We start from the raw sequence: 19760 nt of genomic DNA on the forward strand, positions 1-19760 counted from the left end.
GCAACAGGTTGGCCTTTCTCGTCAAGCTCTACGCCCTGGAAGGTCATAGCATGGGTAAGGCATGTTTCATGTACGTCGAGCATGTCCGTGCGGTCCATACTCAAATCCATGCCAAAGAGACCATCTAAATCTACGCCGTCCATAGTCAAAATGCCTTTGAAGTCCTCAACGTGGCGAGGATATTCCTGCATAACATCGCATGCCATACTTACAGGCTCACCAGCCTTGAGCTGGGCAATGGCTGCTTGCTCTAATATGGATTGCTCAACATTAAGGAAGCGGTTGGGACGGCCACCCTCCACACTGTCAATAGCGCGAACGTGATAGGGGGTATTGAGCTTAGAATCGCTGGTAGGTATGCAAACAATCTCTGCGTACTCATAGGGATTGAAGGGCACATAGCGCTGCGCAAACTCTTGAGGAGTAATGTTAACGTCGCGAAGTAAGCGCTTTGTGTCCTTGTCATCTACATCCTCAGAAGCAGGAAGAATATCGCTAAGCTTTGTGGCATCTACCTTGCATTTTTTGCCTACACGTACTTCAAAATCAAAGTGGGTAGGAGGCTCACCTAAGCAAATGGAGAGCATCTTGTATACATCTACAAGCATCTCTTGCTTATGCTCTTGAAGTTGTTGGCGTGAAGCACCTGCAGCAAACTCTTTACGTAAGATGGAAGCGTCTTTGCGCAAAAGGCGTTCAAGCTGCGCATCCATTTGAGCAGAAGATTTGGTACATGCAGTTTCTGGCATGACATCTTTAGGAACAAGACCCCATTTGGCAATGAGGTTCATGGCAAAAATCCAGTAACCACCATCATCCATACCAGTGGACAAAACGCTCATAAGCTCACGGTCATCGCAGGGCTTATCGGCAAGACGAATGATGTTTTCCAACATGGCGTTGGCCTTCTCAAGCTTGTCATAAAACATGCCATAGGCCTGGGAAAACTCAAAGGTATCCACATCAAGAAGTTTCATGGTGGCTACACGAGCTACGTTATAAGCGCTAAACATCCAGCAGCGTCCGCTGTGGCGCTGGTTGGTAATGTTGGCAGTCTTGAGCTCTACGCTGTAGGTATCGTGATAGGTGCGCATGCGATTGTAGTCACGTGCAGCAGCCATGACATCCATGCTGGTAACTGCATTACGTGCCACACGGTTGGCGCGGTCTGTAGCAAAGGACGTGTTTTGAGAAGTGGCCCAATCTGGGGTAATAGTTGATAAGTTCATGTGTTTGTCTCCTTAGTGAGCGAGTGAGCCCATAGGGTCCCAAGGCGCAAGCTCTATGTCGTCGTGAGCATCGTACTGTGCGCGTTGCTCGTCTGTTAGATACTTCTTGTCTACTACAACTTGGTATACATACTCATCAAACCAAGCATCAGAGATGGTGTCAAAGCCGTCGCGACCATGGTCTTTGCCCCAGCTGTTTTCTACCTTCCACATGGTGGGTTTGCCATGAGCATCAAAGCGCACGCCTTCCAAAACCATGGCATGGGTCATAAGAGATTCGCCGTAGTCTAGGCGCTCTTCTCGATTAAGGGCTGCTTCAACGGCAAAGCCAAACAGGCCGTCTACGTCCAAAGCGGCGGTATCCATAATGCCTTCGTCTTGCAGATATGACTGCATAACATCGCAGCCAAACCATACAGGCACGTTGTCCTGCATTTGTGCTATGGCTACGCGCTTAAGCTGATCAATGGGAAGGTTGAGGTGACGGACTTGACCAAACTCAACTATGTTACCAAGGCGAGAAACAGTAAAGCTGCGGTTATAGGGCTTGTCTGTCGTTGCAGCAGAGATTAAAGAGACATAGTCATCCACCTTGATGCGAACGGCTTTCTCAAAGAACTCTTGTGGGGTAAATGTGCCAGAAAGCACGAGCTTATCGTCTTTATCACGTAAACGCACCTCAAAGTGTGCGGGAGGCTCGCCCAAAGCAATGACAAGCATGCGATAAATCTCGCTCATCATCTCCTTCTTCATGGCAGTTAAATCCTCTGAAGAGGCGCCTGCAGCGTTGGTTTCGCGCAAGCGTTTGGCGCAGCCGCGTAAATAACGAGTAAGGTATCTGTCTAAATCACGCGTGTTACACGAGTTAGCAGTTTCTGGCATGGCCTCTTTGGGGCATACGCCATACTTCTTGACGAGGCCCTTAAACATATCCCATTGGCCACCGTCACAAATTGGATCAAACAACAGATAGTTCATCAGACGTCCCTCAAGAGGCTCATCTGTGGTGTCTAGGATATTCTCTAAAAACCAGTTGCTTTTCTCGAGCTTATCCCAAAAGAGGGGGTAGGCCTGCGATAGCTCAAAAGTTTTAAGGTTATAGTTTTGCATAATCCGAATACGGAAGGTGTTGAGCGAGGCAAACATCCAACAGCGACCAGAGCGCTCTTGGTTAGTACGGTCTCCCTGCTTTACCTCTACATCAAAAGCTAAGGCATTATTGGCAATGGCTTCAGGCACGCGCGCAACAGCGCGAATACCTTGAGCAGTTGCGGCATTTTTGGCTACGCTATTGGCGCGCTCAGCAGCAAAGTCTTTACGGGCTGCAGCAATATCATCAAATGTAACCGACGTATCTTGGTTCATAATAACCTCCCTGCAAACGTGTTGTACCATATGAAGAATAGCATGTACTTGGTGCGTTCTATGCCCGTTACCACGCATTTGTTATACGCGGTATACTATGTACATACTATCTTCGTTTGTTGTTTGAGCTAAAGGTGCGGGTATGAGCCACCACATTTTGCCAACTGATGTGCCCGCCTATGCTTGGCGTGTGCTGTCCGTCTTGGAACAGGGCGGTTACGAGGCTTGGGTAGTTGGCGGCTGGGTGCGCGATGCTCTTTTGGGAATGCCCTCACATGATGTAGACGCCTGTACTAATGCGCCGTGGCAAGAGTCTGTGCGCCTGCTTAAAGCAGCACATATAGAGGTGCATTGCACGGGTGTCCAGCATGGTACGGTAACTGCTGTGGTGCAGGGTCATCCCGTAGAAGTAACTACCTATCGCGTAGAGTCTGGCTATTCTGATTTACGTCACCCCGATAGCGTGCAATTTGTAGACTCTATCCTCGATGATCTTGCCCGCAGAGACCTTACTATTAACGCCATGGCCTACCATCCGCAACGTGGGCTTCTTGACCCCTATGCTGGCAAGAAGGATCTTGAGGCTGGTTGTATTCGTGCTGTAGGAGATCCACGGCGCCGTTTTACTGAGGACGCTTTGCGTGTGTTGCGTGCTGTGCGTTTTGCCGCGCGCTTGGGCTTTGAGGTAGAGCCCACTACACAAGATGCACTGCAAGCATGTGCACCTGAGCTTGCTCATATTGCGCGCGAGCGAATTGGTCATGAGCTTGACGGTATTATCGCCACTGGACATCTTGCATGGGCTTTGCGTACTCAGCGCAGCGTGCTGTTGGCAGCTGTGCCAACGCTTGCCCCTATGGTGGGGTTTGAGCAAAACAGCCCATTTCATTGTTATGACGTCTATGAACACACCATACAGGTGGTTGCTGCCATGGAATGCTTTGCAGGCGGCATTGCTTCTAAACGGCTGCGTTGGGCATCCTTGTTGCATGATATTGGCAAGCCACATACGTTTACTATGGACGAGAAGGGCCAAGGTCACTTCTTTGGCCATCCTTCTGCTGGTGCTCAAATAGCTGAGTCATTGTTGCGTATGCTTGCGCTTCCTACCAGCTTGATTGCGCCGTGTGTAAACCTTGTACGCTTCCACGATAGGCCCGTTAAGGCTACACGCCATTCTGTGTTGCGTATGATGAGTGATTTGGATAGTCGTTGTCCTGGTCAAGCTGTTCCGCTGGCGTTTGAGCTGCTTATGCTTAAGCGTGCGGATGCCATGGGCAAGGCAGCTCCTTATCGCTCGTATGCGTTGGAAATCGATAAAATCGAGCGCGTATTGCGGGAGCTGGTGGGACAGCACGCGCCGTATCGCGTAAAGGATTTAGCGGTTAACGGCACCGATGTTGTAAAGCTGTTAGGAGGCCGTCCCGGACCATGGATTGGTACTATGTTGGAAAGTGTGTTGCGTGAGGTGGTACATGGCCGCCTAGACAACTCGCGAGAAGCCCAATTAGCTTGGATACAGGGAACAACTTCGGTATAACAGGTGCTTAGAGGGTAGAAAAGCAGATATTCAAGAAGTTGGTTTTATCGCTTGGCATGGAGCTTGTCATGGAATGTGACCTGCGGTCTTAATAATTTTTCCAAAACATGCCTACTTTTTTCAAATTAGGACTTGCACAAATGGTGTATATCCCGTAAAGTATGTTCTCGCGTCAAGGCGCGTAGGACGTATCCCTTGGGACGTCGTCTAATGGTAGGACAACGGATTCTGGTTCCGTCAGTGGGGGTTCGACTCCCTCCGTCCCAGCCAAGAGTCCTACCTCACAGTTTGGCCCGTTCGTCTAGCGGTTCAGGACGCCGCCCTCTCAAGGCGGAGATCACCGGTTCGAATCCGGTACGGGCTACCACATGTTCTAGGGTCGGTTATCCGGCCCTTTTTTCATATCCACGCACCACGTAAGCACGCATAACCCGAGCAACGCAAGCAACCTGAGCACCACTAGCACTGGCAGTGTTCTTGCGTACTTATAATGGGTTTGTTTGCTATGGGGTGGGCGAGAAGTACGTGCTCTAGTATCATTTGCATATTACAACTTAAATGAAGCACTTACTTGTACCAACTGGAGATTCATGTCCAACAAGGTTACCAATACTTCTGAGCCTCAGAAGCACAACATACAGTTCGGATCAAAACCAAAGACGCGTGTTACGTCTAAAGACGAAGAGACTTCCAGTGCACGCAAAGGCGCTCGTTTTTTGGCGTTGGTTGTGGCTGCATATCTTGTTTTTCTTATTGCAACAGGCCAAATGGCAACGTTTATTGATGCCCTTACACACGTAAATCGTGCTTGGATTTTTGGCGCTGTTATATGCTTTGTGCTGTACTTTGTGTTTGGTGTTATTGCTTATGCAATTGCCGTATGGCTCGATCCCAATTCTCCTGTTGGTATTCGTGACCTTATGAGTGTAGAGGCATCAGGTATTTTCTTTGGCAACCTTACCCCCATGATGGCAGGTGCGGTTCCCTCCCAGATTGTGCGCCTCACACGCACAGGATTGGATGCAGGCGAGGCGTCAGCTACGCAGTTTACGCGCTTTATTATGTTTCAATTTGGCGTAGTGTTATTTGCAGCCTTGGCTTTGTTGGGTAAGTTTGAGTTCTTCCTGCATACCTATGGTGACATTGTTATTCTGAACCTGTTTGTGTTTGGCATGCATGCCGTAGAACTTATTGTGCTGTTTGTTGTATGTCTCTGCCCAGGTTTTGTAAAGCGCTTTGGTAATGGCTTTTTACGTTGGATTCGTAAGCACAATCTGGTTAAAGATAGTTCAAAATTCGATGACCTTATCAATCGTCAAGTGGATGAATTTGCAGATGCCTTTAAGCGTGCCGCTGTTCATATTCCCAGCATGGCGTTGACCTTATTAGTTACCATGTTGCAGCTTGCTGCGTTTTACACGATTCCCTGGTTTGTTTTACATGCCTTTGGTCAAACGGCAGATTTTTGGGCTTGTCTTGCTGCAGGTTCCATGGTGCAAATGGTTGCAACTGCAGTGCCTCTGCCTGGTGGAACAGGCGGTGTAGAATCTGGCTTTGCGCTGTTTTATGGACCGTTGTTTGGCAGCTCTGCTACGGCTGGTTATTTGGTTTGGCGAATTGTTACCTTCTTCGCACCCACCATTTTATCTGCTCCTTTGTTGGGTTTGCGCTCCAATAATCCCGTGTCTATTCGGCATCGTTGGGACCGTATGATGGGTAAGCACTCAGGCGTTGAATCTGGTAACAAGCGCAATTATGGTGGCGTTGGCATGAGTGGTGCTACAGCAGCTAAGTTAGCTGCAAAGGCTCATACCAAGTTTTTCTCTTCTGCTCATAAGGACGAGAAGACCCAGCAGTCTCAAACAAACACACAGGCTACAGAGCACAAGAAATCTTAATTGCAGCCACTGCAGGCAAGACAGGATGGAGCTTGTGCAAGTCCTCCCAGGGCGGTTTCTCGTAAACTTGCAGGAATTGCCTTACCAACGGAATACATAACGCTTACTGCCTCATCAAAGGGGATGGGGCATCCTACGTTGGAAAGAGCAAGCTGTGCTGCACTAAACGCATCAGAAACGCCAATGGCGTTGCGGTCCTGACAGGGAAACTCTACTAAGCCACGTACGGGGTCACATACCAAGCCAAGGAGATTAGCAATGGCAATGGAAGCTGCTTCCAGGGCTTGTTTGGGAGTTCCACCATGTAATTCCACAAGGGCTGCTGCTGCCATAGCTGCTGCAGCACCAACTTCTGCTTGGCAACCGCCTTCTGCACCGGCAACCGTTGCATTGCGAGAAATAATGGCACCAATAGCCGCAGAGTTCCATAGAGCAGCAAGAAGCTCAGCTTGACTGGCGTTTTTTGCTTCTGCACTGGCTAACACCGCCCCAGGAACAACACCTGCGGATCCTGCGGTGGGGGCAGCAACAATAACACCCATGGCAGCAGAGCGCTCAAGTACAGCCATAGCGCGGGCAACGGCATTGCTGAGCGTGTTTCCCAATAATACAGAAGCATAGGCAGAACTGTGATTAGCTACAGCTTTTGCTTGGCCATTAAGAAAACCACCAAGAGAAAGTTGGGGTTGTGTTAGCGGCTGAGTGCTTTCTTCTTCCATGACGGCTGCTACATGAGCCATACGCTTATATTGAGTGGCAAGGTCTGTGCGTTCCAGCTCTGCTTCACGCAAAGCCATAACTTCTCCGATGCTCTTGTTGGTTTTCTCGCAAAGAGTAAGGAGTTCTGCACCGTTATCAAAGCCATAGCTAAGCTGTGCATCAGGAGCAACTTCACTGGTGCCAGGTACTTTTACCAGGGCAGCTTCTACAACGTTGTTCATGGAACGGATAGAGTTAAGAGAGGACTCAGGTAGTACCTCGTCCGTCTCTATAATCGTATAGGCGCGCCCGCCCTTAGCGGTGCGGTAGGTGCGGATGGTAGCGATATTAGCTTTACTATCTGCAAAGAAACCAGTAAGCGATGCTAAGACACCCGGGCGATCCCAGTGGCCAACAAACAGGGTGGGATAGTCGCCCGTCAGATCAACCTCAACACCGTTGATGGAACTCAGACGCACCCGTCCGCCACCAAGAGACTCCCCACGCACCTCCAAAGAACTACCGTCAGTACCGGTCATGCAAATATCTACGGTATTGGGGTGTAAACCAGGGTCATCTCCGGCTTCTATAAACTTAAGCTGTATATGTGCATCCTTTGCAAGTGCAAAGGAATTGCGCATACGGGTGTCATCTGGCATAAGGCCTAAAATACCAGCAACTAAGGCACGGTCAGAGCCGTGGCCTTGATAGGTATGAGAAAACGAATTATGCAAAACAAAATGCACGCTTGCAAGTGGTGTTGTCATGAGCGAGCGAGCAACCAAAGACAAACGAGCGGCGCCAGCTGTATGAGAGCTGGAGGGGCCAACCATAATAGGGCCAAGAATCTCGAATGCCGATGTTGTCATCATGTGATTTATCCTCACTATGTCTTAGGCCTGAGCAAGCTTATAGGATTGCTCGAGGCGCGTTAGTGCTAAGTCACGGCCAAGTAACTGCAAAGATTCTCCCATGGGAGGCGATACTTGGTTTCCACACTCTGCTACACGGACTGCAGCGTAAAACTTGCGTTTATTTGCCTCAAGTTGCTCGGGGAGCGGAGCTAAAGCTTCGTCCAAGGTGGCAGCAGTCCATTCATGAGCATCTATCGCTGCAAGGGCGTTATAGGCAGCTTGTAAATAAGTAAGCGTGCCTTCTTTAGCGAGGTTCTTTGCCACGCTTTTCTCGTCATATGAGAGGTTAGTACCCTCGTATAAAAAGCGGGACTTCTCTACGACTTCGGGAGCAAGCTTGGTGCGTGGCTTAAGGATAGAAGCTAAAAGCTCATACCAAGCCTGAGGATGGGCAAGCTCATCTTCTTTTTCTAGACCAGCAGCTATAAGCTGAGGGATAAGCACCTCACGGGCAAAATCTGCATCCGTTTTTGCGGCAAGATACTCGCCGTTTATCCAATCCAGCTTAGCCTGATCAAAGGTGGCAGGGTTTTTGGACACATGGTCTAAAGAGAACTGCTCAGCAAGCACCTTACGAGGGATGATAGTTGTTTGACCATCGAGAGCCCAACCTAATAAAGCAAGGTAGTTTACAAAAGCGTCAGAGTCATAGCCACCATCGCGGTATTCCTCCACACTGGTTGCACCGTGGCGCTTAGAAAGTTTTTTGCCATCAGCACCCAAAATCATAGAGATGTGCGCAAAGGTAGGAATGGGCGCACCAAGTGCCTCATATACCATAACTTGGCGGGGAGTGTTGGATAGGTGGTCATCGCCACGGATGATGTGCGTAATGCGCATGTCTGCATCGTCTACTACGGTGGCAAAATTGTAAGTGGGGGTGCCATCGGAGCGGAAGAGGATAAAGTCATCCAATTCCTTGGCGTTAAAGGTAACGTCACCGTGGACAGCGTCGTGGATTACAACATCGCCACGCTCCTCAGGTACCTTAATGCGGATGGTATAGGGCTCGCCAGCTTCTACACGCTTACGCGCTTGTGCTGGGTCAAGGTGGCGGCAGGTGCGTTGGTAGCCTTGGAAGGAATCGTGGCGCTGTTGAGCAGCCTTGCGATCTTCCTCGAGTTTTTGAGGAGTGCAGAAGCAGTAGTATGCCTTACCTTCGTCTACCAGGCGTTGTGCAGCGTCGCGATATATATCTAGGCGCTCGGTTTGCCAATAAGGGCCATAGTCTCCGCCTACTTCGGGGCCTTCATCCCAGTCTAAGCCAAGCCAGCGCATGGCACGTAAAATAATCTGGGTATTCTCGTCCGTGGAACGAGTTGGGTCTGTGTCATCAATACGCAAGATAAAGGTTCCACCATGTGCGCGGGCAAAAGCCCAGTTGTAAATGGCTGTACGAGCGCCACCAATGTGAAGCTTGCCAGTGGGCGAGGGGGCAAAGCGAACGCGGACTGGTGTAGTGTTGGACATGCGTAACTCCTCTAATGATAAAAGCGGCCGCTGGAAGGTGCAGGTCTCATCTCCAGCGGCAGTTGTACTGTGTATTGTACAAACCTAATCGGCTTATTATAACGCGCCGTCCTTATGATGTGTGGCGCAGGCACAGCAAGGCGGATGGGCGGCATGTGCTTTACATGACCTTGGTTTGCTCCAGCTTTTGTTCCATCCATGTTGTGAGGTGCAGGACTGGTCTGCGCAAAAACATGCCGAGCATAAATGACGGAATAAGAAATGCTGCGAGTTTGCCAAAACTTATCCAATAATCATTGCCATAGATGCCAGCAATAGCGGCGCGAAACGCATTTTCTGCGTGGACAAAGGGCAGATACGGATAAAGCATTTGGAATGGGCTAGGGAGCATCTCTTTAGGAAATGAGCCACCCGAGCCTGCTACCTGCAATACCATGAAGACAACGGCAATGGCTTTACCTACGTCTCCAAAAGCAGCGGTCAAGGCATATATGATGTTGACAAACACAAAGGACGCAAGCCATCCTACCAGTATAAACAGTATGGGATGTACGCATTGGATGCCCAAGAAATACAAATTACCAAGCACAATAATGGTGGACTGCAACAGGCCAATCACCACAAAGTACACCAAGCGTCCTATATAGGCCTGCGTAGGTGTAAGCTGCAAGGTTTCAGTGAGCTCTTCATCGGGGCGCGCTTGAGCAATGGCGCACAAAATAATGCCGCCAATCCAAATGGCAAGCGTGGTATAAAACGGTGCCATACCCGAGCCATTGTTAGCTACCGAGAAAATCGGCGTGCGATCAATCAAGACAGGTGATGCAATAAAGTCTGCCAGCTTTGTGGGGTCAGAACCAAGAATGGTATGTACGCGGTCCATGTCAGAAGAAGCCAGCGCATCAGATAGCTGTTTATGCAAGTCAGATAGCCTATCTGCTGCAGCGCTCAGTTTGGTGGCAGCATCCTGCAAATCCTGAGCAGCGCTATCAAGATTGTTGGATGCAGTGCTGGTAGCAGCCTTAACGGATTTTTGTGTAGCACTCAAACTGTCAGATAAACCCTTGCTTGTTTGTGAGGCCTTATCAATGGCACCAGATAAATCTGTTAACGAGTTGTGTACATCGCCCTGTACCTCGCCAGAAAGAGAACTCAGTTCTTGTTTTGAACTACTAATCAAGGCTTTGAGCTCTTGCTTTGCCGTATCTGCATTAGTAATGCTTGTGTTTACATCAGATGCGGTTTTGTCTAAAGCAGCAGAAAGCTCCTGCATCTGCTTGATAGCATTGGTTGTGCGTGCATGCATGCCACGCAAATGAGTGCGAATATCTTGTACTGATGCCTTAACCAGGCTGGTATCGGGCAGGCTCTCTGCAATGATTTGCAGCTGTTGCTCTTGAGAAGCAATCGTATCGGCCAGTGTTTGTAGAGGAGGTATGCGGGCATCTACCGTAGTCTTTGCTTGCGTAAGCGCAGCGGCTAAGTCTTTAGATTGACTATTGGCAGTGGAATAGGCGTCATCAAGCGCGGCTGAGACACTATCCAAGCTGGCATTACTCTGCTCAACTACGCCTTGTAAAGCATCTTGTGCTCCATCAAGTGAAGAGCTTACTTTAGTAATTCCTTGGGAGGTGCTACTTAGTGCATTACTTGCATCCAGTGTGGCACTCAAAGAATTGCCAGAGCCACTCACAGACTCTGTCATAACAGCGCGTAACGAAGCAATTACCTGAGCATAGGCATCCGTGTCTGTGGCAAGATTGCGCAGCGTGCGCTCGCTACTATCCAGTGCGTTGTCTAAGCGCTTGGCAAACTGTGCCACGTCATCATCATCCAGTGCATTATCTAATTCTTTGAGCGCTGCAGCACCAACGGTGGTAATGGATTGTGCAAATGAGTCATCAATGTCTTGCTGTACTGCGGTGCTGGCCTTATCAGTTACTAAAGAGCCGATGGCACTGCGTTTTTGATTTTGATAAAATTCTACTTCGGGCTTCTCGGCATCTGTTGTAAGTGAGGTAAGCATGCGAGTAGAGAAGTTCTGAGGGATAACAAGCGCTGCATAATAGCGACCTTCAGTCACACCAGCCTTGGCATCATCTGTGGAGGTAATCACATAGTCAATAGATTTTGACTTACGCAAATCAGCAATGACATTGTCACCAAGATTAAGCTTTACAGGCACTAGATTTGATTGATAGCCGGCGTCATCAGAAGCTACCGCTACCGTAAGGTTTTTAGTATGAGCATACGGATCCCAGCTGGCTGCAATGTTAAACCAGGCATAAAACGAAGGAACTACAATCAGGCCCACACTTACTATGAGCACAATAACGTTAGTTTGTACCATGCGGGCATCGTGTGCAATAAGTGCTCGGAGCTTGTTCATGAGTCGCTCCTCATCTCTGTGTCTAACAGGTCGTACAGCTCATCATTGGATTTATTGAGTAGGGATTGTCCCAGTTCAATGCGTGAGTGTAAAAACTCAACTACTAGCAAGTAGCCAAGTGTTACTAACAGCGAAATAATCCAACATACCAACGCCAGCATCTTAAAGGGCAGCACAAACAACCCTGCTAACAGCACAAGGGGGACAACAAGAAGGGCAATCACGCCACGATGAATCTTGTGGGGATAGCTGGCCTCAAAGTCCTGTGCACGACGCAGCATAAACTCTTGGTAGCTGCCTGGCTCACGGATGGCAAGCAACAGCGTGCGAATGCGGTAATGACGTGAGGGCGTGCTGGTATGTTCGGTATACATCATGTGGGATTCGCGCAGCTTTTGGTCGAAGAGTGCGTTGATAGTAAGGAGCCAACGGCGCAGTCCCACACCCACTATAAGGGCAGGAATCAAAAACGATACCAATACCAGCAAGTACAAGGCATAGTCGTTTCCATTGCAGCCTGCAATGGCTTCTCGCATGGCATTAATGCCATAGGTAAACGGCAAGAATGGATTAAGAAAACGGAAGAAATGAGGCATCATTTCTATGGGATAAAGACCGTTTGAGCCAGGAATCTGTAAAACTACCAGCAAAACGCAGAGCGCCTTACCGATATGTTTAAATGCTATAGACAGCGCATAAATAAAGCCTACATATACAAAGGATTGCACTAATCCAGCAAAGATAAAGAGCGCAGGGTTAAGACATTGAATACCCAGCAGCAGATCACCGACACAACAAATCAATGCCTGTAAAAGACCTAAAACACCCAGCAACAGCCAACGACCAAAGTATGCTTGCGTATAGGTGAGGTCTTCTACACCCTCTGAGTCTACCTCAAGCTTATAAATGGCAACCAATACAAAGCCGCCAACCCAAATAGCGAGGTTGGTATAAAACGGCGCCACGCCTGAACCATAATTAGCAACAGCAAAAATAGGCTTACTAACCATTTGAACAGGTGATCCTACAAACTCACCAAAGCGTTTTGTATCCAAGCTAAGGATGTCAGATACACCCTCAAGGTTTTTGACGCCTTGAATGGTAGCAAGGTCGGTTGCAAGATTGCTTGTTTGCTCACTTGCATCTGCCAAGGCATGCTTGGTGCGCTCCAATGCTTTAGAGCTCTGGTCAAGAACCCCATCAAGCTGAGAAAGACTTCCCTGTGCCTGTTTGAGGATGGTGGGTAATTGCTGTACCGTACCAGCAACATCGCCCGAGGCAGATGCAAAAGAATCAAGCGCGCTGGATAGCTGTGGATAGCTGGTACCCATAAGCTCTTGATTAAGCTTGTTGGTTGCATCTGCACCGCTTTGAATAGCACTGTTAAGTGTAGAAGATACATTGGCTATATTTTCATTGCCTTGTCGCAAACTATCGGAGTGTGCTTGCAGCGTAGTAAGGCGTCCACTTTGAGAGGTATACAAGTTTTGCAGGGCACTAATCTGAGCATCGAGGGAGGCAAGCACCTGTGTTTGAGCTTGTTGGCTTGCGGGAAGCACAAGGGTAAGGTTGGCAATGGCATCACGTGCAGCTTGTAGCTCTTGTTGCATGCTTACCACGTTTTGGTTAGCGGCGCGCAATTGAGCTAAGGCGTTATCCACTTTGCCTTGTGCCCAACCTACATCTCCAGAAAGTTGACCAATGTTGTAGTTTGCTTTGCTAGAAATGCCAGCAATAGTGCTGCTAGAAGTGGTAAGAGCACCAGAGAGTTGCGTCATAAGGCTCTGTGACGTTTGACGGGTTGCAGCAAGTTTTCCAGAAGCGGTATCTAATGCGCTGCTCAAATCTTGGGTAGCTCCTTCAAGCTCACCAAGTGTTTTTTGAGCGTCAGCAAGTGCAGTGCGACTCTGTTGTATGGTGTCCTGTGCTGCAGTGGTTTTAGTGGCCAGGTCATCTAAGGTTGAGCTAAGCTCTCGCAAATCATCCACTACGCTTTGTTGAGCACGGTCTAGACCATCAAGACCAGATTGCATCTTTGTTTTGAGTTTCTCGGCAACCGTTGTGCTTGCAAGGGTTACAAATTTGCGTGTTATCTGGGTTTCAAGCGTTGTTGCACCTGTGTCAGTTACTTTGGGGGATACTGCATTGACCTTCTCGTTAACCATATACGTAATGTGCGCAGGGTTGGTATCCCCATCTAAGACGTCACCTAAAGAGGCAGTAAAATCTTTGGGGATGATAAAAGCGGCGTAATACTCACCAGATTTTACGCCCGTATTAGCTTGCTGCTCTGTTACAAACGTCCATTTAAGCTGGTCATTTTGCTTGAGCTCGTCTTCAATGAGCTTGCCTGCATTGGTGTAACCCAGATTTTCTATAGTGGCACCTTTATCTTGGTTAACTATAGCTATAGGAAGGTTGCTTGTGTTTTTGTAAGGGTCCCAGTTGGCCTCAATGTTAAACCATGCATACAAAGAGGGCAGAATTAACACACCAATTGTGACTACTAAAGCTACAGGATTATGTACAATTCTGCGTATATCGCGGCAAAATACAGTCAGACTGTTTTTACTCATTTTGTAGACTTCTTACTATTGGAGTTTTATTGCGGGTAAAACACTAGCACTGTCGTATTTTTTGATACGGCGTTAATTTTGTAAGGTGCAGGTTTTTTGAAGTTCTGGAGAGCAACATGTCAGAAGCTACACAACAAAAGACAGCTAAAAGTGCACGTACTCGTAAGAGGATTCTTGCTGCAGCAGCAGAAATCATTTCCGAGCGTGGACGTGTTGAGTTTCAGATGACGGAAGTGGCGCAACGCTGCAACATTACTAAAGGTGCTTTGTATTACTACTTTGCAGACCATGACATGATTGTGGATGAAGTCCTCGATGATGCATTTGCGGGCTTTTTGGAATTGCTTGATCAAGCCACTAAGACGGGTGATGGCTCATTTGAGTCTTTACGCAATCTGTGCCTTGTTTTTTGTGAGCATCTGTATGAAAGTCCTACCACGGCAATCGCACTAGCAGATGATATTGAAGAGTCTGATGCATTGATGCGCGACCCCAACTCTCGCTTTGCTCTGGCATCCAAGATAATTCAAGACACGCTCGAGAAAGGCAAAGAGGTTGGCGGCGTGCGTCAAGATCTTGATAGTCAACTTACGGCAGACTGCCTGGTGGGAGCTTTTTTCTTTACTGCGCGCAGCATGGCAGAGCATAGTGACGACGTTAATGCGTCAGAATTTGCGCGCAGAGTTGTCAATGTGGTAACACACGGTATTACTGAGCCAGAAAAAAAGTAACCTGGCTATAATCTAGGACGTATTGCCCTTAAGCAGTGGTTGTATTGGCATGGCATTCCAATACACAACTTCCAATACATCCGTGCAAAGGAGTGTTTGTATGGCTGGAAAGAACTATTTATTTACGTCGGAAAGCGTGACTGAGGGTCATCCCGACAAAATGTGTGATCAGATTTCTGATGCAATTGTTGACGCTATTCTCGCTAAGGAGATTCAGCTTGAGGCTGAGGGTTATATAGACTCTGATGGCGTCCCTGCACGAGTAGAAAATGTACGCTGCGCTGTGGAAACCTTTACCACTACCGGCACGATTGTTGTGATGGGCGAAGTGCGCACACAGGGATATGTTGACATTCCCACCGTGGTTCGTAATACGGTTCGTGAGATTGGCTATGACCGCGCAAAATATGGTTTTGATTACGAGACCTGCGGTGTTCTTAATCTTATTCACGATCAAAGCCCTGACATTGCTCGAGGTGTAGACGGCACGCATGCGGCTAAGGACTGCGATCCTTTAGATAGGATTGGTGCAGGCGATCAAGGCATGATGTTTGGATATGCTTCAGACGAGACTGAGGCACTTATGCCTATGCCAGCATATCTGGCTCAACGTATGGCTGCACAGCTTGCTGCTGTGCGTAAGCAGGGTGTGGTGGATTACTTGCGTCCCGATGGCAAGACTCAGGTAACCGTACGCTATGAGGACGATACACCCATCGAGGTGACAGCCATTGTTGTTTCTACTCAGCATGATGCTGCAATTGAAGACATGAACATCATCCGTACGGATATGATTGAGCATGTTATTGCCCCTGTTTTAGATGAAGTGGGTATCAGCTGGAGCAATGCTCAAATCTACGTTAATCCTACCGGTCGTTTTGTGGTTGGTGGCCCTATGGGTGACACGGGTCTGACTGGTCGCAAGATTATTGTTGATACCTATGGTGGCATGGGTCGTCATGGAGGCGGCGCATTTTCTGGCAAGGATTGTACTAAGGTTGATCGTTCAGCCGCCTATGCTGCTCGCTGGGTAGCAAAAAACGTAGTGGCAGCTGGTCTGGCGCATCGCTGCGAGATTCAACTGGCTTATGCCATTGGCGTTTCTCGGCCTCTGTCCATTATGGTAGACACGTTTGGCACGGGTATTGTGGACGATGCTCAAATAGAGCATGCTGTCGAGAAGGTCTTTGACTTGCGCCCAGGCGCTCTTATACGTGACTTAGATTTGTTCCGTCCTATCTTTAAGAAAACGGCTGCATATGGTCACTTTGGCCGTACGGATGCAGACTTTACGTGGGAACAAACCAATCGTACTCAAGAATTACGTGATGCCTTAAAGCAATAAAAGATTTAAAATTACCTGATGCCTCTTACAGAGAGCTTACACATAAACCTGATACTATCAGGTTAGTATCAGGTTTATGTGTAAGTCGAATAAACCCTTTGACACGAAGATATATGTCAAAGGTAGAGGTATTCATGGGTTCAAAAAAATATGTGGTAACAGGTTGTATAGTTCTCGCAGTAACACTGGGCATTGCTTACCAAGCTCCGTTGCAAGCATTTGCTCAGGATACTACCAATACCATCTCAGATGAACAGTCTGTATCTACATCCATCACTACGTCTTCTACAGACGCTTATCTTGTGAATACATCAACTCAGGAAGTCACTGATGCTTCGGTTGCTCAAGCCGCCCCTCAGTTAGAGCAAATACATGCTTATGGCTGGGAAAAAGATGAAGAGGGAGCTTGGCGCTTTTACACAAAAGAGGGAAAAGCGGTATCTGGTTGGTTAAAAAGTCCTTTCAGTGGGATTTGGTACTACTTGGATCCAACACATGACAACACGATGATAGTTGGTCCCTTCAAAGATGGGACAGGCATGAGTTATGTTGCCGATATCCCATGTTTGCATCGGGAATTGTTACCACTGCGGCACAGCAAGAATATTATTTTCATTCAACAGGTGCGCTAGCATGTGATTGTTGGATTACCACACAAGATGGCATTAATAGATACGCTAACGCTTCAGGAGTACTTGCTCCACAACGTGCCATTCATGACGATAACAGCTGGCACTATCTGCTCGATAGTGAAGGAAATCACCTCGTCGGTTGGCAAGAGCTTGGAGCGAATCGAGTCTATTGTGATCCTAATAACAATGGTCGTATTGCTCAGGGCTGGGTTCAAGCAGCTGATGGTTGGCATCTTTTTTCTTCAAAGGGAGAGCCGCTTACTGGTTGGCAAAAACAGGGAAACAAATGGTATTACCTTAATAATGATGGTGTTAGGCAAGTAGGTTGGCTTAAACATGGCAGTGCTTGGTATTGGCTTGATCAAACTACTGGTGCTATGGCAACAGGTTGGTTGAGGGAGTCTGGTCATTGGTATTGGCTTCAGAATTCTGGCGCCATGGCAACAGGCTGGCATGTTATTAACGGCTATTGGAGAAACTTTACCTATTCTGGCATTTGTACCAATGCAAACTATCAAAATCCCTCGTATTATTATCCAATCAATGGTGAAGCAGTAAAACCAAAGTCAAACATCTGGCCATTTTCATACGTTGCTCCACTTGGAATTGGTTACGAGGCCACAAGAAATGAATGTGTCGAAGCTTTTATTACGACGGCATACCTGTACCTCGGAACACCTTATGTTTGGGACTATGCCTGTGCTCCCGGTGTTGGTGTTGATTGTGCGGGCCTTGTTTTACAGTGCATGTATTCTGTAGGTATGAACCCCACTGGCCATTCACCTTATGACCACTATTACACGTTTAATCACGATCATTATGCAAATGATATGAGAGCAGACCCTCAGATTCTCAAGGTGTCTAAAACAGACATGCGTCGTGGTGACCTTCTTTTCTGGCCAGGGCATGTGGCAATTTATATTGGAAATGGAGAAGTGATTGAGGCAGCCTCTGGACAGGTAAGAAAAGGTGCTCCTTGTCTTTCTATGAACAGTGTGACGGCAGTTGGCAGAATCTTTGTGTAAAAGTCCGCATGCATACCCTACATTCCTAACATGTAGTAGTACATATCGTTAATAAGCGAGTCTACTGTTATCTCGGAAGAATTGGATGCTATAACGCGTTTAGCTGTAGGAACATCATCCGTAATGATGTTGTCAACACCGTTTTCGAGCACGCGTTCCATATTAGCCGGTCTGTTAATAGTCCATGCTAATACTTGCTTGCCGTTCTCGTGAGCATACCTTACAAACCGCTCTGTACAGCTATTCTCTTCTACTGAGTAAATATTGGCTGCATCGAGCTCATCAATCTTTCCGTATACCAAACTCATAACATAGACGCGAGACATGTCGGGCGCTACTCGTGCAATATTTTTTACGCAGTCATAGTTTTGCGAGGTAACAATGACGTTTTTTGTCATGCCTGCATCGCGAATCTCCTGAGCTGTTTGAGCTTCAAGGTTGAAGTAATGCTTATTGGGTTTAAGCTCAACGTTCAGGCGCATATTATTGGTTTTTGCCCAGGCAAGCACCTGTTTAAGCGTGGGATACCGCTCGCCTTTATACTGCTTATTAAGAAGGCCACTGGCATCGAGCTTGGCAATCTCTGAGTAGTCCATCTCCCAGGCGTTTTTATTAACACCAGAAATGCGGATGAAGTTAGAGTCGTGAGCAATAAAGAGTACGCCATCCTTACTTTGCTGAACATCAAGCTCCACCCAGTCTGCCCCCTGAAGCTTAGCGCCACGAAAGGCCGCCATGGTGTTTTCTGGATAGTGTTTGCTCGCTCCACGATGAGCAGTAACCTCAACCTGAGGAGCAGGGGTATCAATCTTTTCATTTTTATTAGTGATGGAGTATTGTGCATATGAAGTAGCGCTTACGCATAGTACTACATAGCTTGCTGCAGCAATACCAATAATCCAACGGTTAGTGGGGGAAGTGGGGCGGCTTATCCATTTGGGAGGTTCAGGATTAGGAATTTCTTCCTCAAGTGTGGTCAGGCGATTCCAATACCGCGCACATACAATTGCGTAACTGGTAGCAGAACCCAAAATAAAGGTTAAAAGCATAATAGCAACGGCAGTGGCTGCAACAATACCTATGACAATAGACTTAATAAACGTGCTTGCACTACTTAAAAATACCAGCATAGCAATGATGCTTGGGATAATCACAATAACAATGAGCACGCCATCAAAGAGAAGCTTAAGACCCACAATGGAGACAAGGTCACCCCAGAAATGTTTTCTCGTTAAACTAACTGAGCGTTTTACAGATTTAACAAAGGATTTGCCTTCCAGCAAAAAGCTGGGGAAGGTATAAATCAAGCGGATAAACATGTAGCCCAAAACCAGACCAACGAGGGCATAAAGGGCGGTATACGCCTGATTTTCCAGAATGTAGTCCATGATAAACTCTGGAATGGGGATTGAATTAATAATGTTAGAAGTAATGCCCAAGTTTAGCAGGGGCACCAACAGCAAAGCATAGAGTGGCAGCAGGATATTACGGGGATAAAATGTGCGTGCCGCTTGCTTTAAACCAAAGCTCAAGGCCTCGCGCATAGTGATATCTTTATCTTCTCTTGACTGGTCAAAAATGAGCAATACAGCCGAGACATCAAAGATAGAGATGGCAGAAAGCACCAGTAACAGCAGCATAATAGCTACTATTACACCTGGATGCGATAAAAATATGGGCAAACTTTCTAAGGTAATAAAAGAATAGCCATAAAAGGCCATAAGGTTGTCTATAAAAAATTGAACAACAGGTACAAGTGCAAGCGTAGTGAGCAGCCTGAGCAGTGCTTCAAAACCAAGGAGTGTCCAAAAGTTGCGTGCCAGCAAACGAATAACGGAGCGAATTGTTTTCATTACAAGCCTTCTAACAAAAATATATTTTGTATAGTGTAGCAGCAGCGACATGTAACTTTGTCAAACTTAGCAACTATTACGAATTTGTAAGTAG

At 47.6% G+C, this 19760-nt stretch carries 13 protein-coding genes and 2 tRNA genes; 8 read left to right on the forward strand and 7 right to left on the reverse strand.

The window, feature by feature from the left end:
* Positions 1–1229 (reverse strand): aminopeptidase C (locus SPD80_RS02340; RefSeq protein ID WP_320828307.1); only part of this gene is annotated, 1229 nt, incomplete at its 3' end.
* Between the two features lie 12 nt (positions 1230–1241).
* Positions 1242–2594, reverse strand: a complete 1353-nt coding sequence (locus tag SPD80_RS02345) for a C1 family peptidase (RefSeq protein ID WP_320605715.1) — start codon at positions 2592–2594, stop codon at positions 1242–1244.
* Positions 2595–2736: 142 nt separating this feature from the next.
* On the opposite strand from SPD80_RS02345, the gene SPD80_RS02350 reads away from it, so the two are divergent.
* From SPD80_RS02350 to SPD80_RS02365, 4 genes are all read left to right on the forward strand, one after another.
* Entirely contained in the window at positions 2737–4134 is a 1398-nt protein-coding gene (locus SPD80_RS02350) for a CCA tRNA nucleotidyltransferase (RefSeq protein WP_320828309.1), read from the forward strand.
* Between the two features lie 196 nt (positions 4135–4330).
* Positions 4331–4404, forward strand: a tRNA-Gln gene (locus tag SPD80_RS02355).
* A gap of 20 nt (positions 4405–4424) precedes the next feature.
* A tRNA-Glu gene (locus SPD80_RS02360) sits at positions 4425–4501 on the forward strand.
* Positions 4502–4724: 223 nt separating this feature from the next.
* The gene (locus tag SPD80_RS02365) at positions 4725–6032 is read left to right on the forward strand and encodes a lysylphosphatidylglycerol synthase transmembrane domain-containing protein (protein ID WP_320828310.1); all 1308 of its coding nucleotides are present in this window, start codon (positions 4725–4727) and stop codon (positions 6030–6032) included.
* Here the strand turns inward: SPD80_RS02365 and sdaAA are convergent.
* The 4 genes from sdaAA to SPD80_RS02385 all read right to left on the reverse strand — a co-directional run bounded on the left by sdaAA (position 6029) and on the right by SPD80_RS02385 (position 14080).
* Positions 6029–7603: an L-serine ammonia-lyase, iron-sulfur-dependent, subunit alpha gene (sdaAA, locus tag SPD80_RS02370; protein WP_320828311.1), complete on the reverse strand. Its 1575-nt coding sequence runs from the start codon at positions 7601–7603 to the stop codon at positions 6029–6031. The genes SPD80_RS02365 and sdaAA overlap by 4 nt on opposite strands.
* A gap of 21 nt (positions 7604–7624) precedes the next feature.
* Positions 7625–9115 carry a glutamate--tRNA ligase gene (gene gltX, locus SPD80_RS02375; protein ID WP_320828312.1) on the reverse strand — a complete coding sequence of 497 codons (1491 nt, stop codon included), beginning with the start codon at positions 9113–9115 and terminating at the stop codon, positions 7625–7627.
* Between the two features lie 160 nt (positions 9116–9275).
* On the reverse strand, positions 9276–11504 hold the full coding sequence (locus SPD80_RS02380; protein WP_320828313.1) for a YhgE/Pip domain-containing protein: 2229 nt from the start codon (positions 11502–11504) through the stop codon (positions 9276–9278).
* Positions 11501–14080 carry a YhgE/Pip domain-containing protein gene (locus SPD80_RS02385; protein ID WP_320828314.1) on the reverse strand — a complete coding sequence of 860 codons (2580 nt, stop codon included), beginning with the start codon at positions 14078–14080 and terminating at the stop codon, positions 11501–11503. Before SPD80_RS02385 ends, SPD80_RS02380 begins: the two co-directional genes overlap by 4 nt.
* A 116-nt stretch (positions 14081–14196) precedes the next feature.
* Here SPD80_RS02385 and SPD80_RS02390 point away from each other — a divergent pair, with 116 nt between their 5' ends.
* From SPD80_RS02390 to SPD80_RS02405, 4 genes are all read left to right on the forward strand, one after another.
* Positions 14197–14811 carry a TetR/AcrR family transcriptional regulator gene (locus SPD80_RS02390; RefSeq protein WP_320604275.1) on the forward strand — a complete coding sequence of 205 codons (615 nt, stop codon included), beginning with the start codon at positions 14197–14199 and terminating at the stop codon, positions 14809–14811.
* 100 nt (positions 14812–14911) lie between these two features.
* Positions 14912–16156, forward strand: coding sequence for a methionine adenosyltransferase (gene metK / locus SPD80_RS02395; protein WP_320828317.1), 1245 nt, complete (start codon positions 14912–14914; stop codon positions 16154–16156).
* Between the two features lie 134 nt (positions 16157–16290).
* Positions 16291–16788, forward strand: coding sequence for a hypothetical protein (locus SPD80_RS02400; RefSeq protein ID WP_320604271.1), 498 nt, complete (start codon positions 16291–16293; stop codon positions 16786–16788).
* A complete protein-coding gene (locus SPD80_RS02405) occupies positions 16719–17813 on the forward strand; it encodes an NlpC/P60 family protein (RefSeq protein ID WP_320828318.1) in 1095 nt (364 codons plus the stop codon). Before SPD80_RS02400 ends, SPD80_RS02405 begins: the two co-directional genes overlap by 70 nt.
* Positions 17814–17830: 17 nt before the next feature.
* Here the strand turns inward: SPD80_RS02405 and SPD80_RS02410 are convergent, their stop codons facing one another.
* Positions 17831–19666 (reverse strand): glycerophosphodiester phosphodiesterase family protein, encoded by a 1836-nt coding sequence (locus tag SPD80_RS02410; protein WP_320828319.1) that lies wholly within the window; start codon positions 19664–19666, stop codon positions 17831–17833.
* Between the last annotated feature and the right edge of the window lie 94 nt (positions 19667–19760).

This window comes from Atopobium sp. (assembly GCF_034113385.1).
Lineage (GTDB): Bacteria > Actinomycetota > Coriobacteriia > Coriobacteriales > Atopobiaceae > Atopobium.

Excerpts from the sequence above, each read along its gene's own strand:
- SPD80_RS02345 (WP_320605715.1), bottom strand. The coding sequence starts at position 2,594 with ATGAACCAAGATACGTCGGTTACATTTGATGATATTGCTGCAGCCCGT.
- SPD80_RS02350 (WP_320828309.1), top strand. The coding sequence starts at position 2,737 with ATGAGCCACCACATTTTGCCAACTGATGTGCCCGCCTATGCTTGGCGT.
- SPD80_RS02365 (WP_320828310.1), top strand. The coding sequence starts at position 4,725 with ATGTCCAACAAGGTTACCAATACTTCTGAGCCTCAGAAGCACAACATA.
- sdaAA (WP_320828311.1), bottom strand. The coding sequence starts at position 7,603 with ATGATGACAACATCGGCATTCGAGATTCTTGGCCCTATTATGGTTGGC.
- gltX (WP_320828312.1), bottom strand. The coding sequence starts at position 9,115 with ATGTCCAACACTACACCAGTCCGCGTTCGCTTTGCCCCCTCGCCCACT.
- SPD80_RS02380 (WP_320828313.1), bottom strand. The coding sequence starts at position 11,504 with ATGAACAAGCTCCGAGCACTTATTGCACACGATGCCCGCATGGTACAA.
- SPD80_RS02385 (WP_320828314.1), bottom strand. The coding sequence starts at position 14,080 with ATGAGTAAAAACAGTCTGACTGTATTTTGCCGCGATATACGCAGAATT.
- SPD80_RS02390 (WP_320604275.1), top strand. The coding sequence starts at position 14,197 with ATGTCAGAAGCTACACAACAAAAGACAGCTAAAAGTGCACGTACTCGT.
- metK (WP_320828317.1), top strand. The coding sequence starts at position 14,912 with ATGGCTGGAAAGAACTATTTATTTACGTCGGAAAGCGTGACTGAGGGT.
- SPD80_RS02400 (WP_320604271.1), top strand. The coding sequence starts at position 16,291 with ATGGGTTCAAAAAAATATGTGGTAACAGGTTGTATAGTTCTCGCAGTA.
- SPD80_RS02405 (WP_320828318.1), top strand. The coding sequence starts at position 16,719 with ATGTTTGCATCGGGAATTGTTACCACTGCGGCACAGCAAGAATATTAT.
- SPD80_RS02410 (WP_320828319.1), bottom strand. The coding sequence starts at position 19,666 with ATGAAAACAATTCGCTCCGTTATTCGTTTGCTGGCACGCAACTTTTGG.